Origin of the sequence: Polaromonas jejuensis NBRC 106434 (assembly GCF_001598235.1) — a bacterium.
GTDB classification, from domain to species: Bacteria; Pseudomonadota; Gammaproteobacteria; order Burkholderiales; family Burkholderiaceae_C; genus Polaromonas; species Polaromonas jejuensis.
Genome location: NZ_BCYO01000021.1, coordinates 32,016 through 46,924, shown reverse-complemented (window position 1 = coordinate 46,924; position 14,909 = coordinate 32,016). Strand labels below are relative to the sequence as shown.

Genomic DNA, 14,909 nt, shown 5'->3' with positions numbered 1-14,909 from the left:
GGAGGCCCAATGAGCTTGATCATCGACTGCCATGGCCACTACACCACGGCGCCCAAGGCCCTGGAAGCGTGGCGCAACCAGCAGATTGCCGGCATCAAGGACCCGTCCATGATGCCCAGGGCGTCTGACCTGAAAATCAGCGACGACGAGCTGCGCGAGAGCATCGAAAGCAACCAGCTGCGCCTGATGAAGGAGCGCGGCAGCGACATCACGCTGTTCTCGCCGCGCGCGAGCTTCATGGCCCACCACATCGGCGACTTCAACGTCTCGTCCACCTGGGCCGCGATCTGCAACGAGCTGTGCTTTCGCGTCAGTCAGCTGTTCCCCGAGCACTTCGTGCCGGTGGCCATGCTGCCGCAGTCACCCGGCGTCGATCCCAAGACCTGCATCCCCGAGCTGGAAAAGTGCGTCCGGGAATACGGCAACGTCGGCATCAACCTGAATCCCGACCCCTCGGGCGGCCACTGGAACAGTCCGCCGCTTTCCGACAGGTACTGGTACCCGATCTACGAAAAAATGGTGGAGCATGACATCCCCGCGATGATCCACGTCAGCACCAGCTGCAACGCCTGCTTCCACACCACGGGTGCGCACTACCTGAACGCCGACACCACGGCCTTCATGCAGTGCCTGACGTCCGACCTGTTCAAGGACTTCCCGACGCTGCGCTTCCTGATCCCGCATGGCGGCGGCGCCGTGCCCTACCACTGGGGGCGTTTTCGCGGCCTGGCGCAGGAGCTCAAGAAGCCGCTGCTGACCGAGCACCTGCTCAACAATATCTTTTTCGACACCTGTGTCTACCACCAGCCCGGCATCGACCTGCTCAACACCGTGATCCCGGTCAGGAACGTGCTGTTTGCGTCCGAAATGATCGGCGCCGTGCGCGGCATCGATCCTGAAACCGGCCACTATTACGACGACACCAAGCGCTACATCGAGGCCAGCAAGATCCTCAGCGCCGACGACCGTCACCAGATCTACGAAGCCAACTCGCGCCGAGTGTTCCCGCGGCTGGACAAGCTGCTTTCCTCGAAAGGACTCTGACATGTTTGAACTGGGCGTTGTGTACCGCAACATCAAGCGGGCCGACCGGGCCGCGGCCGACGGCCTCGGCCAATACGGCTCGGCCACCGTGCACGAGGCCATGGGCCGCGTCGGGCTCATGAAGCCCTACATGCGGCCGGTCTGGCCCGGCGCGCAGATCTCCGGCACGGCCGTCACGGTGCTGCTGCAGCCCGGCGACAACTGGATGATGCATGTCGCGGCTGAGCAGATCCGGCCCGGCGACATCGTGGTGGCGGCCGTCACGGCCGAATGCACCGACGGCTATTTCGGCGACCTGCTGGCCACATCGTTCACGGCGCGCGGCGCCAAGGCGCTGATCATCGACGCCGGCGTGCGCGATGTGAAGACGCTCACCCAAATGGGTTTCCCGGTGTGGAGCAAGGCCATCAGCGCCAAGGGCACGATCAAGGCAACGCTCGGCTCCGTCAACATCCCCGTGGTTTGCGCGGGCGCACTGGTCAACCCCGGCGACGTGATCGTGGCCGACGATGACGGCGTGGTCGTTGTGCCTGCCGACTGGGCGCGCAAGACAGCCGACGCCGCCGAGGCTCGCGAGGCCAACGAAGGCGAGAAGCGCGCCAAGCTTGCCTCGGGCGTGCTGGGCCTGGACATGTACAAGATGCGCGAGCCGCTCGAGAAGGCCGGCCTCAAGTACATCGACTGAAGGCGCCTCGTGTCCGAACCGACGGCCGGTGATTTCACCAAGACGCCCGGCTGGCTCGACTGGTACGCCAAGCCGAGCAAGCCCCGCTTCAAGCTGCCGCCCGGCGCCGTCGACGCGCACTGCCATGTGTTCGGCCCCGGCGACCAGTTTCCGTTCGCGCCCGAGCGCAAGTACACGCCGTGCGACGCCAGCAAGGCCCAGCTGTTCGCCCTGCGCGACCACCTGGGCTTCGACAAGAACGTGATCGTGCAGGCCACCTGCCACGGCGCCGACAACCGCGCGCTGGTGGATGCGCTGCGCCACGCCAACGGCAAGGCGCGCGGCGTGGCCACGGTGCGCCCCAGCGTGACCGATGCCGAGCTGCAGGACATGCACGCCGCCGGTGTGCGCGGCGTGCGCTTCAACTTCGTCAAGCGCTTGGTGGACTTCACGCCCAGGGACGAGCTGATGGAGATCGCCGCGCGCATTGCGCCGCTGGGCTGGCATGTGGTGATCTACTTCGAGGCCGCGGACCTGCCCGAGCTCTGGGACTTCTTCACCGCGCTGCCGACCACGGTGGTGGTGGACCACATGGGCCGTCCCGATGTGAGCAAGCCGGTGGACGGCCCCGAGTTCGAGTTGTTCGTGACGTTCATGCATGAACACAAAAATGTGTGGAGCAAGGTGAGCTGCCCCGAGCGCCTGTCCGTCACCGGCTCCAAGGCGCTGGACGGCGAGCGCAACGCCTACCAGGACGTGGTTCCGTTTGCCCGCCGCATCGTAGAGACCTTCCCCGATCGCGTACTCTGGGGCACCGACTGGCCGCATCCCAACCTCAAGGACCACATGCCCGACGACGGCCTGCTGGTGGATTTCATCCCCCGCATTGCCACCACTCCCGGGTTGCAGAGGAAGTTGCTGGTCAATAACCCGATGCGCCTCTACTGGCCCGCAACGCATCTTGTAAAAATAGTATGAACAGGCCCTAATACAGTCCTCTGACCCGCGCCTGCAAGCGCGCCAGCCCCAGAAGCGCATCGGTGTACGGCGTTGCCACGTTGGTGAGCTGGCCCAGCTCGCGCACGGCGGCCACCAGCGCGTCCAGCTCCATGGCCTTGCCGGCTTCCACATCCTGCAGCATGGAGGTCTTGAAGGCGCCCAGCTTGAGGGTGACGGCGTGGCGGTCTTCGGGTTGCTGGTCGAGGGGGATGCCAATGCGCGCGCCTATTTCCTTGGCTTCCAGCATGATGCTCGAAATAAAGCTGCGCACCAGATCGTCGCTCAGGATGAGGTCGGTGGTGGCGCCGGTCAGGGCGCTGATGGGATTCACGGTCATGTTGCCCCAGAGCTTGTACCAGATGTCTTTCTGGATCTGTTCCGATATGGGGGCTTCAAAGCCGGCCTTTTCCAGCAGGGCGGCCAGTTGCCGAACCCGGGCGGTTTTCTCGCCGGAGGGCTCGCCCAGAATCAGCTTGTTGCCGAAGTGGTGATGCACCAGCCCGGGTTCATCGAGCGAGCAGTTGGCATGCACGACGCAGCCCATGATGTGCCGCGCGGGAATGGCCTCGGCCAACGCCCCGTCCGGGTCCACCGCGGCCAGGCGCGTGCCGGCGAGCGGGCCGCCAAAGCCCTGCAAAAACCACCAGGGCACGCCGTTCATGGCGGTCAGGACTATGGTGTCCGGGCCCAGCAGCGGGCCGATGTGGCGAACGACTTCCGGCAGCGCGGGCGCCTTGACGGTCAGCACCACCAGGTCCTGCACGCCCAGGTCGGCCGGCGCCGCGCTGGAGGCGACCGCCTGTGAGGTCACGCGGCCTCCCTGGTTCAGGCGCAGGCCGTGCATCTGCAAGGCCTCCAGCGTGGCGCCACGGGCCACCACGCTGACGCTGCAGCCCGCATGGGCCAGCCCGCTGCCTATCCACCCGCCTATGGCGCCTGCGCCGTAAATGCAAACTTTCATGCTGTTACCCGCCAAATCTTTAAGAGAAATTAACCACCTGCCCAATAGATACGAGCGCCATTAGCTCTTTATTTGATAGCAAAAACAACTTTCCGCCGGGCCACCCCAAGCAAGTTCACCCCCCTCGGGGGGCAGCGCAGTACGCGAAGCGACAAGCGTGGGGGCCATCGAACGCAGCGCAGGGCCGCCCCAAGCAAGTTCAGCCCCCTCGGGGGGCAGCGAAGCACACGCAGTGGCGAGCGTGGGGGCCATATTCCTAGCCTTCCGGCGTGAAGCCCACGGCTTTTACCAGCGGGCCCCAGAGTTCGGTGTCGGCCTTGAGCATGGCGGCCAGCTGGGCGGGCGACGTGGGCATGACTTCCAGGAAGGACATCGCCAGGCCGTCGATTACGTCCTGCGACGCCAGCGCCGTGCGGATAGCGGCATTGAGGCGCTGCACCACATCCTGCGGCGCCTTGGCGGGCAGGAAGAAGCCAAACCATTCGGTAAACGCCATGTCTTTGAAGCCCTGCTCCCGCAGCGTGGGCGTGTTGGGCGTGAACTTGCTGCGCTTGGGGCCGCTGGTGGAGAGCAGGCGGCATTTGCCGGCTGCCACCTGCTGGGTGAACTCGCCGGTCGGGCCGGAGACGGCGGCGATCTGTCCGCCAACCATGTCCAGCACCGCGGGCTGCGTGCCGCGGAAGGCAACGTGGCGCAGGTCCACGTTGCCGGCGCGGCCCAGCAGCGCGCCGATGAAGTGCGGCGACGAGCCGGCGGCGGGCGAGCCGAAGTTGGCCAGGCTCGGGTTGGCCTTGCACCAGGCCAGGAACTCCGGCACGGTCTTCACGCTGGCAGGCACCATGGGGCCGACCGCAAAGCCGTAGTCGAACACGGCGGCGGCCGAGACGGGTGTGAGGTCGGCCACCGGGTCGTAGGGCAGTTTTTTGTAGGTGTGCGGGTAAATGCCCAGCATGGACATGGGCGTCAGCAGCACGGTGGCACCGTCGGGCGCCGCCGTCTTGACGAACTGCACGGCGATCTGGCCGCCCGCGCCGGTCTTGTTTTCCACCACAGCGCTTTTGGCATAGCCGGGGTGCAGTTTGTCGGCCACACGGCGCGACACGATATCGGCCGTGCCGCCGGGCGCAAAGCCGGCAATGACCTTGGTACTTTCAATGGCTTGGGCCCAGGCCTGGCGGCCGATGCTGGCCAGCAGCGCGGCGGCGCCGCTGGTCTGGATAAGGTGACGGCGTGAAATGGTCATGAAGTGTTTCCTGTTGTCCCGGTTATATCAATAAAGCAGAAATTTGGGGGCGGAGCCGGGGGGCAAATCCACCTTTCATTGTCCCAGCAAGCCGGCATTTTGTGCAGGCCTGCGGGCCACCAGCTTTCAGGCGGTCGCTGCTTTTGCCAGATGCTCCGCCAGGTTGTTACGTTTGCCTTCATACACGGGTGCGCCTTCGTCAATCTGCAGGGTCAGGCCAATGGCGTGCCGGGCAAAGACGGGCGCCAGGTGCGCGCTGGCGCTGGCCAGCACCGCGTCGCCGGCGCGTTTTTTCAGGGCATCGCTGCGCCCCGGCGTGATGCGCAGGTTCAGGTAGATGAATGCCCGGTCGGGCTGGCCGTCGGCCACCGCAAAGTGCGGCGCGGGCCAGGCCATGACACGCGTGCCGGCCACCGGGAACAGCGGGTCGTTGTCGTCATTGCGCAGCGCCACCAGCGTGGCGGCCAGGCCGCGGCACAGGGCGCTCATGTCGGTGAGCGCGTCCAGGTTGGCGGTGTATTGAATGTTCAGATGCGGCATGGGACTCCGGATGAGAAGCGGGTTTTCAGTAGGTCGTGCTCGCCGGCGTGGCCGGCACGGCGTTTTTGAAACGGGTCACCAGCGCGCTGGTGGCTTTGACCAGCAGCTGGGTGTCCAGCCCCACGGCCACAAAGGTGGCGCCGAGTTCGAGGTAGCGCTGCGCCAGGGCCTCGTCGGGCGTCAGGATGCCGGCGGCCTTGCCGGCCTTCACGATGCGCGCAATCGCGTCCGCGATGGCCGCCTGCACTTCCGGATGGCCCGGGTTGCCCACATGGCCCAGGGAGGCCGAGAGGTCGGCTGGGCCGATGAAAATCCCGTCCACGCCCTCGGTCGCGGCGATGGCGTCCAGGTTGTCCAGGGCGGTCCGGGTTTCGGCCTGCACCAGCAGGCAGACCTGGGCGTTGGCCTCATGCGCGTAGGCCGGGTAGCGGCCCCAGCGCGAGGCCCGCGCGCCGCCCATGCCGCGAATGCCACCCTTGCCGTCGTTTTGCGGGTAGCGCATGGCGCGCACCAGCGTCGCGGCCTGCTCGGCCGTGTCCACCATGGGCACCAGCAGGGTTTGCACACCGAGGTCCAGGTACTGCTTGATCAGCGCCTCGCCGACATGGCCGTGGCCCATGGGCACGCGCGCAATCGGGTGCGAGGCATAGGGCGCAATGGCCTGCAGCTGGCCCAGGATGCTGCGCAGGTCGTTAGGCGAATGCTCGCCGTCGATCAGCAGCCAGTCGAAGCCGGCGCCGGCACAGAGCTCGGCGCTGTAGGGGTCGGCCAGGCCAAGCCACAGGCCGATCTGGGCGCGGCGCTCGGCCAGCGCCTTTTTGAACGGGTTGAGAGGAAGTTTCATGGGGAATCCTGTCGCGAGTTGGTGATCCTGGGTGCATGCTACAGCTTCCCGGCATTTTCCTCCGGCCTGGTGGCTGCGCGCTCAATACACTAGCCGCATGGCCAAAGAAAAAACAATCTACACCTGCACCGAATGCGGCGGCACCAGCCCCAAGTGGCTGGGCAAATGCCCGCATTGCAATGCATGGAATACGCTGATCGAGTCGGTCGCCGAGAACAACTCGCCGGCCAAGAACCGCTACAGCAGCCAGTTCCAGTCGCTGGCCAAGGCCTCGGAGGTCACCACGCTGGCCGACATAGACGCCACCGACATGTCGCGCACGCCCACCGGGCATGAAGAGCTGGACCGCGTGCTGGGCGGCGGCATTGTCGAAGGCGGCGTGGTGCTGATAGGCGGCGACCCCGGCATCGGCAAGTCCACCTTGCTGCTGCAGGCGCTGGATTCGCTGCAGCGCGTCGGCCTGAGCACGCTGTATGTCACCGGTGAGGAAAGCGGCGCGCAGGTGGCGCTGCGTTCAAGGCGGCTGGGGCTGGACGGCTCGCAGGTCAAGGTGCTGGCCGAAATCCAGCTGGAGAAGATACTCGCCACGCTGGAGGCGACCCAGCCGGGTATTGCGGTCATCGACTCCATCCAGACGGTGTATTCCGACCAGCTCAGCTCGGCGCCCGGTTCGGTGGCGCAGGTGCGCGAATGCGCGGCGCACCTGACGCGCGCCGCCAAGTCCAGCGGTGTCTGCATCGTGCTGGTGGGCCATGTCACCAAGGAGGGCGCGCTGGCCGGCCCGCGCGTGCTGGAGCACATGGTCGACACCGTGCTGTACTTTGAAGGCGACACGCATTCGAGCTTTCGCCTGGTACGCGCCATCAAGAACCGCTTTGGCGCGGTCAACGAGATTGGCGTGTTTGCCATGACGGAGAAGGGCCTGAAGGGCGTGACCAACCCGAGCGCCATCTTTTTGAGCCAGCACAGCGAGCCGGTGCCCGGCAGCTGCGTGCTGGTGACGCTGGAGGGCACGCGGCCCATGCTGGTGGAGATCCAGGCGCTGGTCGACAACGGCGGGCCGAGTCCGCGCCGCCTGTCGGTGGGCCTGGACCGGGATCGCCTGGCCATGCTGCTGGCCGTGCTGCATCGCCATGCCGGCGTGGCCTGCATGGACCAGGACGTGTTTGTGAATGCCGTGGGCGGCGTGCGCATCAGCGAACCGGCGGCCGACCTGTCCGTGATGCTGGCGATCACCTCCAGCCTGCGCGGCAAGCCGCTGCCCAAGGGCTTTATCGCCTTTGGCGAGGTCGGCCTGGCCGGCGAGGTGCGGCCCGCGCCGCGCGGCCAGGAGCGGCTGAGGGAGGCCGCCAAGCTGGGCTTTAGCGTGGCCGTGGTGCCCAAGGCCAATGCGCCCAGGAAACCCATAGACGGCCTGACCATCCATGCGGTGGAGCGGGTGGAGCAGGCCATGGACGTGGTGCGCGGTTTGGCGTAAAAAGAAGGATGGCAAGGACTCAAGCGTTATGAAACTGGCGGTGATCTCGGACATCCACGGCAACCTGCTGGCGCTGCAGGCGGTGCTGGCCGACATTGCGCGCCAGGGCGTTGACGCCACGGTCAACCTGGGCGATATCCTGAGCGGCCCGATGCAGCCGGCTGAAACGGCCGACCTGCTGATGGCGCAGGATTTCCCCACCATCAAGGGCAACCACGAGCGCCAGCTGCTGGCTCTGCTGGGCCAGCCCGAGGGCGACATCGATGCGGCCACCCCCGACGGCTACGCCGCCACGCAGGTGTCCGAGGCCCATGCGGCGTGGATCAGCGCGCTGCCCGCTGTCCTTGAACTGAATGCCGACGTCTGGCTGTGCCACGGCACGCCCGGCAGCGACCTGCAGTACTGGATGGAAACCGTGGTGCCCGGTTTCGGGCAGAGTGGCAGCCCCGGCGTGCGTGCCGCCACCGCTGAAGAGGTTGCCGACCGGCTGGGCAGCGCCTCGCACCCGGTGGTGCTGTGCGGCCACACGCATGTGCCGCGCATGGTGCAGTCGGGCGGCGTGCTGGTCGTCAACCCCGGCAGCGTCGGCTTGCCTGCCTTCGACGACGACCATCCTTACCCGCATGTCGTTGAAAACGGCGCACCGCACGCGCGCTATGCGGTGCTGGAAAAAAACCGCCAGGGCTGGCGGGTGGAGCTGCGTGCCGTGCCCTACGACCATCTGGCGCAGGCCCGGGTCGCGGCCCGCAACCAGTTCCCCGACTGGGCGCATGCGCTGGCGACGGGTTTTGCCCTGCGCCCGGCCTGATGTATTTTGCTATAAAAACAATAGCCGTTTGCGCCCGTGTCCACTGGGCTGATGGCCTGAATTCCTTGCAATAGTGGCGGGCAGGCGGTTTCCGGGCCGCTACGCACTCCCCACAGCAGCGGCGCCCGGCGCAGCTGCGAAAATGGCGCCATGAACTTCCAAAAAATTCTCGTTCCCGCCGCCGGCATCGCGATCGCTGTGCTGGCTTACCGGTCTTACGGCTGGGCCGGCGTGGCGGCGGCCGTCACCGGCGTGGTGATGTGGATGCTGCTGCATTTCACCCGCATGATGAAGGTTCTCAAGCGCGCGGCCGAACGGCCGGTCGGCTATGTCGACAGCGCCGTCATGCTCAATGCCAAGCTCAAGCCCGGCATGACGCTGCTGCATGTGGTGGCCATGACGCGGGCGCTGGGCCGGCTGCAGTCCGAAAAAGACCAGCAGCCCGAGCTGTTTCGCTGGACCGACGGCAGCGAGTCGCATGTCACCTGCACCTTTGTGGCGGGCAAACTGACGGACCATGTGCTTTTCAGGCCCCAGCCGTCGGATTCCGCCGCCGCGCAAGACGGTTTGCCGCCCGCGCCGTAAAATCGCCCATTCGGGTTTTGACGCCGCCCCCGGCTCCTGGGGCAGGAGCGCCCCGATTTCAACCCTCATTCCACGACAACCTTCATTCACACAGGATCAGCATCATGTCCCCAGTAGTACCCTCCATGGCAGACCGCGACGGCAAAATCTGGATGGACGGCCAGATGGTCGACTGGCGCGACGCCAAGATTCACGTGCTGACCCACACCCTGCATTACGGCTGCGGCGCGTTTGAAGGCGTGCGCGCCTACAACACGGTCAACGGCACGGCAATCTTCCGGCTTGAAGACCACACCGAGCGCCTGCTCAACAGCTCCAAAATCCTGCGCATGAAGGTTCCCTTCAGCAAGGAAGAACTCAACGAAGCCCAAAAGGCCGTGGTGCGCGGCAACAAGCTGGAAAGCTGCTACCTGCGCCCGCTGACCTGGATCGGCGACAAGAAGCTGGGCGTCTCGCCCAAGGGCAATGACATCCATGTGATGGTCGCGGCCTGGGCCTGGGGCGCCTACCTGGGCGAAGAGGGCATGACGCGCGGCATCCGCGTCAAGACCTCCAGCTACGCACGCCACCATGTCAACATCACCATGACGCAGGCCAAGGCGGTGAGCAACTACACCAACTCCATACTGGCCAACACCGAAGCCACCGATGACGGCTACGACGAAGCCCTGCTGCTCGATACCTCCGGCTTTGTGTCCGAAGGTTCGGGCGAGAACGTGTTCATCGTCAAGGACGGCGTGGTCTACACCCCCGACCTGTCGGCCGGCGCGCTCAAGGGCATCACGCGTGACACCGTCCTGCACATCTGCCAGGACCTGGGCCTGGAGCTGGTGCAAAAGCGCATCACCCGCGACGAGGTCTACATCGCCGACGAAGCCTTCTTCTCCGGCACGGCTGCTGAAATCACGCCCATCCGCGAGCTCGACCGCATCGAGATCGGCAGCGGTTCGCGCGGCCCGATCACCGAAAAAATCCAGACCGCGTTCTTTGACATCGTCAACGGCCGCAACCCCAAGTACGCTCACTGGCTGAGCAAGGTCTGAAGGACGTCCGGACATGAGCAAATCATTCATTGTTGAGCTGCTGGCCTCCGACCTCAATGCTCAGGGCGGTGTTTACTGCCCCAACCCCAAGGCCGACATGAAGCTGTGGAACGGCCACCCCAAGGTTTACCTGGATGTGGCGCGCACCGGTGAAGCCAAGTGCCCCTACTGCGGTACGGTGTACAAGCTGAAAGACGGCGAACATTTCGGTGGAAGCCATTAGCAGGCCCCCACGCTCGGCACTGCGTGTCCTTCGCTTCCCCCTGAGGGGGCTGAACTTGGCTTGGGCGGCCCTTCGCTGCGTTCGCTGATGAGCACCAGCGAAACAGGAAACTCCCTCATCATCGCGCCGCAATGGATAGGCGACGCGGTGATGACGGAACCCCTGCTGCGCCGCCTGCACGCGCGCGGCGAGCGCCTCACCGTGGGCGCCTTGCCCTGGGTGGCGCCGGTGTACCGCGCCATGCCGCAGGTCGCCGAAGTGATCGACTTTCCTTTTGCCCACGGCGGCCTGCAGTTCAAGGCGCGCCGCGCGATTGCCAAGCGCATAGCAGGCCAGTTCGACAAGGCCTATGTGCTGCCCAATTCGCTGAAAAGCGCCTTGCTGCCGTTTCTGGCCAGCATTCCGGTCCGCATTGGCTACCTCGGTGAGGCGCGCGTCGGGCTGCTCACGCACCGGCTCAAAAACCCCAGCAACAAGCCGCCCATGGTGGCGTTTTATTCCGCGCTGAGCGGTGAGGACGGCCTGGACGCCGACCGGCCGCAACTGCACATGAGCGCAGCGGATGTCGAACACACCCTGCAGGGCTTGGGCCTGCAGCGCGGCGGCTACCACGTGTTTGCGCCGGGCGCCGAGTATGGTCCGGCCAAGCGCTGGCCCGCACGGTATTTTTCAGAGCTGGCTGCGAAGCTGGGGCTGCCGGTGCTGCTGCTCGGCTCCGGCAAGGAAGCGGCGCTGTGCGATGAAATCGCGGCGCCGGTGAATGCGGCGCAGGCCGGCAAGTGCATCAACTTTGCCGGCAAGACTTCGCTGCTCCAGGCGCTGTGCCTGATAGCGGCCAGCAAAAGCACCGTCAGCAACGACTCCGGCCTGATGCATGTCGCGGCGGCCTTCGGGGTGCCGCAGGTGGCGATATTTGGCTCGTCCAGCCCGCTGCACACGCCACCCCTGAGCGACCGCGCCAAGGTGCTCTGGCTGAAAACCGACCCGTCCTACCAGCCGCCGCTGGATTGCGCGCCCTGCTTTGCGCGCGAATGCCCGCTCGGCCACACGCGCTGCCTGAATGACCTCACGGTGGCCAGGGTGCTGGAAAACTTATAGCTGCTTGCGCCCATCCGGCGCGGGCTAGAAGCTGTTTTTGCTCAAGATTTCGGCGGCATCGGCATTCATGTGGGCGATCACCTCGGCGGCCGGCGCCAGGTTGCCAATCAGGCCGACGGCTTCACCCACGGTGGCATGGGCCCGGGAAAAATCTCCGGCCCTGACGCCTTCGTCGTAGTCGGCGCGGGCGGCGGCCGGGTCTGCCAGCAGCGCGTCCAGGCGCGCCTCCCAGCGGCGGTGCAGGTCGTTGCGGATGGCGCGGAAGTCGTAGGGCTCGGGCCAGTTCTTGCGCCGCAGGATGTCGAACACGCTGCTGCGTGCCGTGCCATCCCCGTTGGCGGCCAGCGCCTGGTCTTTCGCGCCCTGGGCGGCCAGGCTTTCATGCGTGGCCCACAGCCGCGAGCCCACCAGCGCGCCGTCGGCGCCCAGCACCAGCGCGGCGGCCAGCGTGCGCCCGTCGGCAATGCCGCCGGCGGCTAGCAGCAGCACGTCCGGGGCGTGGACGGTCAGCCAGTCGGCCAGTTCGGGCACAAAGGTGATGGTGGCGCGGCCGTTGAGGGCGTTCATGCCGTGGCCGCCGGCTTCGCCGCCCTGCGCCACGATGATCCGGGCGCCGGCTTCGATGGCCTGCGGTACCTGTTCCATGCGCTGCACCTGGCAAATCAGGGCCGCCCCGACGGCGGCGATGCGGGCCGCATAGGGCCGCGGGTCGCCAAACGACAGCATGATGGCGTGCGGCTTCTCGGTGGCCGGATGCGCCAGCACCCAGTCCAGCGCGCTGGCATCTTCGTCGAGTTTCCAGGTGATGAAGCCGCAGCCGAGGCGTGCGCGGCTACCGTCAGTGCTGGTGCCTTGCAGCGCGAGGTTGTATTGCGCCTGCGTCCAGGCCAGGTCGCCATAACCGCCGCCGACCAGTCCCAGCGTGCCGGCCTGGGCGCAGGCGGCGGCCAGCGCGCCGCCCGAAGCCAGCGCCATCGGCGCCAGCACCAGCGGCGTCTGCAGGCCAAACTGGCGGGTCAGACGGGTTTGCAGGCGGGGGTATGCGGGGATGCGGGTGTCGGCCATGGGCCCATTATGCTGACAATGCCGCCCAAAAAAAAGCCACCTTGCGGTGGCCTTTTGAACGTCCTCCTGGCGAAGAGGGCGTCGCTGGGAGATCAAATAAGTGCTTTACCCCTTGCCGACGCACTGGCTTTTCAATTCCCTTTTTGTTCTCGTATCCCTCTGGCGCCCCTGGTTGTGACAGCAACTGCTCGACTGTGGGGCAATCCTCGAGGGGTGTCCATCCCCCAAACAGGGGAGGCGGCGCAAAGTTTTTGCCACCACCGGATTCCCGTATTCGGCTCAGGCCCTTGGATCGGCCAGCGGCAGCTCGACAATGAAGGAGGCGCCGCCACCCGGGCGGGCTTCGCAGCGAACCGTGCCGGCGTGGCGCTGGGCGATGGATTTGACCAGCGCCAGCCCCAGGCCCACGCCGCCCTCCCGCTCGCTGGCGCCGGGCAGGCGGTAAAACGGCTCGAAAATACGCTCACGCTGGCCGGCCGGCACGCCCGGGCCGCGGTCATGCACCTTGATCACGGCCAGCTGCCGCAGGCCCAGCCGCATTTGCGCCAGCTCCAGGCTGATGTCGCCGTTGCTGTAGCGCCTGGCGTTTTCCAGCAGGTTGCGGATGAGGCGGCGCAACAGCCGCGGTGAGCCCTGCACCGTCAGGCTGTGGCCGTTGCTGGCAATCCCCAGGCCGGTTTCCAGTTCGGCCTGCAGTTCGGCATTGACGCGCGAGCACTCCTCGGCCGCCAGCCCGGTCAGGTCCAGCACCTCAAAGGGTTCGGCGTCGGCCTGCTTGGCATCGAGCCGGCTGGCCAGCAGGATTTCATCGATCAACTGGTCGAGCTCGTTGATGCTGCGCGCGATTTCCAGGCGCTGGGGCGATGCCGGGTCCACCCCCATCAGCTCCAGCCCCATGCGGATGCGCGCCAGCGGCGAGCGCAATTCGTGCGAGGCATTGGCCAGCAGCGACTTGTGGGAGTCCATCAGGGTCTCAATGCGCTCGGCCGCGTGGTTGAAGCGCCCGGCCAGAAAAGCCACCTCGTCGCTGCCATCCGCGTTGACGCGCGCCGACAGGTCGCCGGCACCCCAGCGCTCCACGCCGCGCTGCAGTGCCTCCAGCCGCAAGGTCAGGCGCCGCATGACGGGGTAGGCGCCCAGCGCCACTGCGAGCCCGACCAGGACCAGCATCCAGCCAAAACCAAAGCCGAAAGGCAGGCGCGTCCAGGGGTTGCCGGGCGGGCGTTGGGGCCGTGGCAGCAAGAGGTTCAGGGTCTGGCCGTCCCTGGTGACGACCCTGAATACCAGGTCCTCGCCCAGTTTGCGGTCCGGCCGGGTTTGTGCCGTGCCAATGACTTCGCCGGCGCTGTTGTGAACCAGCACCTCACGTATCGGCAGTTGCGGGGGATCCCGGTTGAGGTGCCAGGCCGCGCCCACCAGAAACGTCAGCACCGCCACCGTCGCCACCACGGCGAGCCAGATGCGCACATAAAGGTGCGAGGTAAAGCGTGCCCACATGGTCTGCATCAGTCTTGCTGCTTGGCAAAAACGTAACCGACGCCGCGGACCGTGAGAATGCGTTTGGGGTCCTTGGCATCGGCCTCGATGGCGCTGCGGATACGTCCCATGTGCACGTCAATGGAACGGTCAAAGGCCTCCAGTTCGCGGCCGCGCACGGCTTCCATGATCTGGTCGCGGCTGAGCACGCGGCCGGCGCGCTCGGCCAGCGCCACCAGCAGGTCGAACTGGTAGGAGGTCAGCTCGCAGAGGGTCCCGGACACCGAGACGGTACGCGCATCGCGGTCGATTTCCAGCGAGCCAAAGCGCATCACCTTGTGGCTGCCGCCGGCCGCCGCCGCGCCGGCTTCGGCGCCGCGGCGCAATACCGCGCGAATGCGGGCCAGCAGCTCGCGCGGCTCAAAAGGCTTGGGCAGGTAATCGTCGGCGCCAATTTCCAGGCCCACGATGCGGTCCATGGGGTCGCCCTTGGCGGTCAGCATCAGCACCGCCGTGCGGGCCGAATCGCTGCCCTGGCCCTTGATGCGGCGGCACACTTCCAGGCCGTCCATGTCGGGCAGCATCAGGTCCAGGATCACCAGATCGGGCGGGCTGGCTTCCAGCGCGGCCAGGCCGCTGGCGCCGTCGGCGGCATGGCTAAAGCCGTAACCGGACTGGCGCAGATATTCACCCACCATGGCGGCCAGTCGGGCGTCGTCTTCAATCATCAAAAGCTGTTGGGTCATGGCCGGGTCCTCGGTTGCAGGGGAATGTCCCCCGAGGGGATCACAATGCCGTTCATGGTGCGCCCGGCGCAACAATCCCGCTTGAAGCCTCCG

16 protein-coding genes are annotated in these 14,909 nt (G+C 66.2%); 9 read left to right on the top strand and 7 right to left on the bottom strand.

Going from position 1 to position 14,909, the window contains the following annotated elements; all coding sequences use genetic code 11:
• The first annotated feature begins 15 nt into the window (after positions 1-15).
• Genes PJE01S_RS18910 through PJE01S_RS18900 form a run of 3 tightly spaced genes read left to right on the top strand, consistent with a single transcriptional unit; the run spans position 16 to position 2,686 of the window.
• Positions 16-1,044: an amidohydrolase family protein gene (locus tag PJE01S_RS18910; protein WP_068835237.1), complete on the top strand. Its 1,029-nt coding sequence runs from the start codon at positions 16-18 to the stop codon at positions 1,042-1,044.
• A 1-nt stretch (position 1,045) separates the two neighbouring features.
• Positions 1,046-1,729, top strand: a complete 684-nt coding sequence (gene ligK / locus PJE01S_RS18905) for a 4-carboxy-4-hydroxy-2-oxoadipate aldolase/oxaloacetate decarboxylase (protein ID WP_068835204.1) — start codon at positions 1,046-1,048, stop codon at positions 1,727-1,729.
• Positions 1,730-1,738: 9 nt separating this feature from the next.
• The gene (locus PJE01S_RS18900) at positions 1,739-2,686 is read left to right on the top strand and encodes an amidohydrolase family protein (protein ID WP_068835203.1); all 948 of its coding nucleotides are present in this window, start codon (positions 1,739-1,741) and stop codon (positions 2,684-2,686) included.
• Between the two features lie 7 nt (positions 2,687-2,693).
• Here the strand turns inward: PJE01S_RS18900 and PJE01S_RS18895 are convergent, their stop codons facing one another.
• From PJE01S_RS18895 to hpaI, 4 genes are all read right to left on the bottom strand, one after another.
• Positions 2,694-3,668 (bottom strand): 2-dehydropantoate 2-reductase, encoded by a 975-nt coding sequence (locus PJE01S_RS18895; RefSeq protein ID WP_068835202.1) that lies wholly within the window; start codon positions 3,666-3,668, stop codon positions 2,694-2,696.
• A gap of 256 nt (positions 3,669-3,924) precedes the next feature.
• The gene (locus tag PJE01S_RS18890; protein ID WP_068835201.1) at positions 3,925-4,911 is read right to left on the bottom strand and encodes a Bug family tripartite tricarboxylate transporter substrate binding protein; all 987 of its coding nucleotides are present in this window, start codon (positions 4,909-4,911) and stop codon (positions 3,925-3,927) included.
• Between the two features lie 126 nt (positions 4,912-5,037).
• On the bottom strand, positions 5,038-5,451 hold the full coding sequence (locus tag PJE01S_RS18885) for a 5-carboxymethyl-2-hydroxymuconate Delta-isomerase (RefSeq protein ID WP_068835200.1): 414 nt from the start codon (positions 5,449-5,451) through the stop codon (positions 5,038-5,040).
• A 25-nt stretch (positions 5,452-5,476) separates the two neighbouring features.
• Positions 5,477-6,295 carry a 4-hydroxy-2-oxoheptanedioate aldolase gene (hpaI, locus tag PJE01S_RS18880; RefSeq protein ID WP_068835199.1) on the bottom strand — a complete coding sequence of 273 codons (819 nt, stop codon included), beginning with the start codon at positions 6,293-6,295 and terminating at the stop codon, positions 5,477-5,479.
• Between the two features lie 97 nt (positions 6,296-6,392).
• Here hpaI and radA point away from each other — a divergent pair, with 97 nt between their 5' ends.
• From radA to waaF, 6 genes are all read left to right on the top strand, one after another.
• Positions 6,393-7,772 (top strand): DNA repair protein RadA, encoded by a 1,380-nt coding sequence (gene radA, locus PJE01S_RS18875; RefSeq protein WP_068835198.1) that lies wholly within the window; start codon positions 6,393-6,395, stop codon positions 7,770-7,772.
• Between the two features lie 28 nt (positions 7,773-7,800).
• Complete coding sequence (locus PJE01S_RS18870; protein ID WP_068835197.1) at positions 7,801-8,580, top strand: metallophosphoesterase family protein; 780 nt, start codon at positions 7,801-7,803, stop codon at positions 8,578-8,580.
• Between the two features lie 150 nt (positions 8,581-8,730).
• Complete coding sequence (locus PJE01S_RS18865) at positions 8,731-9,165, top strand: glycerate kinase (RefSeq protein ID WP_068835196.1); 435 nt, start codon at positions 8,731-8,733, stop codon at positions 9,163-9,165.
• A gap of 104 nt (positions 9,166-9,269) precedes the next feature.
• Positions 9,270-10,208 (top strand): branched-chain amino acid transaminase, encoded by a 939-nt coding sequence (locus tag PJE01S_RS18860; protein WP_068835195.1) that lies wholly within the window; start codon positions 9,270-9,272, stop codon positions 10,206-10,208.
• A 13-nt stretch (positions 10,209-10,221) separates the two neighbouring features.
• A complete protein-coding gene (locus PJE01S_RS18855; RefSeq protein WP_068835194.1) occupies positions 10,222-10,431 on the top strand; it encodes a zinc-finger domain-containing protein in 210 nt (69 codons plus the stop codon).
• Between the two features lie 87 nt (positions 10,432-10,518).
• The gene (gene waaF, locus PJE01S_RS18850) at positions 10,519-11,529 is read left to right on the top strand and encodes a lipopolysaccharide heptosyltransferase II (protein WP_084389637.1); all 1,011 of its coding nucleotides are present in this window, start codon (positions 10,519-10,521) and stop codon (positions 11,527-11,529) included.
• A 24-nt stretch (positions 11,530-11,553) separates the two neighbouring features.
• Here waaF and PJE01S_RS18845 read toward each other — a convergent pair whose 3' ends face one another.
• The 3 genes from PJE01S_RS18845 to PJE01S_RS18835 form a co-directional block, all read right to left on the bottom strand.
• A complete protein-coding gene (locus tag PJE01S_RS18845; RefSeq protein WP_068835193.1) occupies positions 11,554-12,594 on the bottom strand; it encodes an NAD(P)H-dependent flavin oxidoreductase in 1,041 nt (346 codons plus the stop codon).
• Between the two features lie 279 nt (positions 12,595-12,873).
• A complete protein-coding gene (locus PJE01S_RS18840; RefSeq protein ID WP_174548565.1) occupies positions 12,874-14,091 on the bottom strand; it encodes an ATP-binding protein in 1,218 nt (405 codons plus the stop codon).
• A gap of 8 nt (positions 14,092-14,099) precedes the next feature.
• Complete coding sequence (locus tag PJE01S_RS18835) at positions 14,100-14,816, bottom strand: response regulator (RefSeq protein ID WP_068835191.1); 717 nt, start codon at positions 14,814-14,816, stop codon at positions 14,100-14,102.
• Positions 14,817-14,909 lie beyond the last annotated feature (93 nt).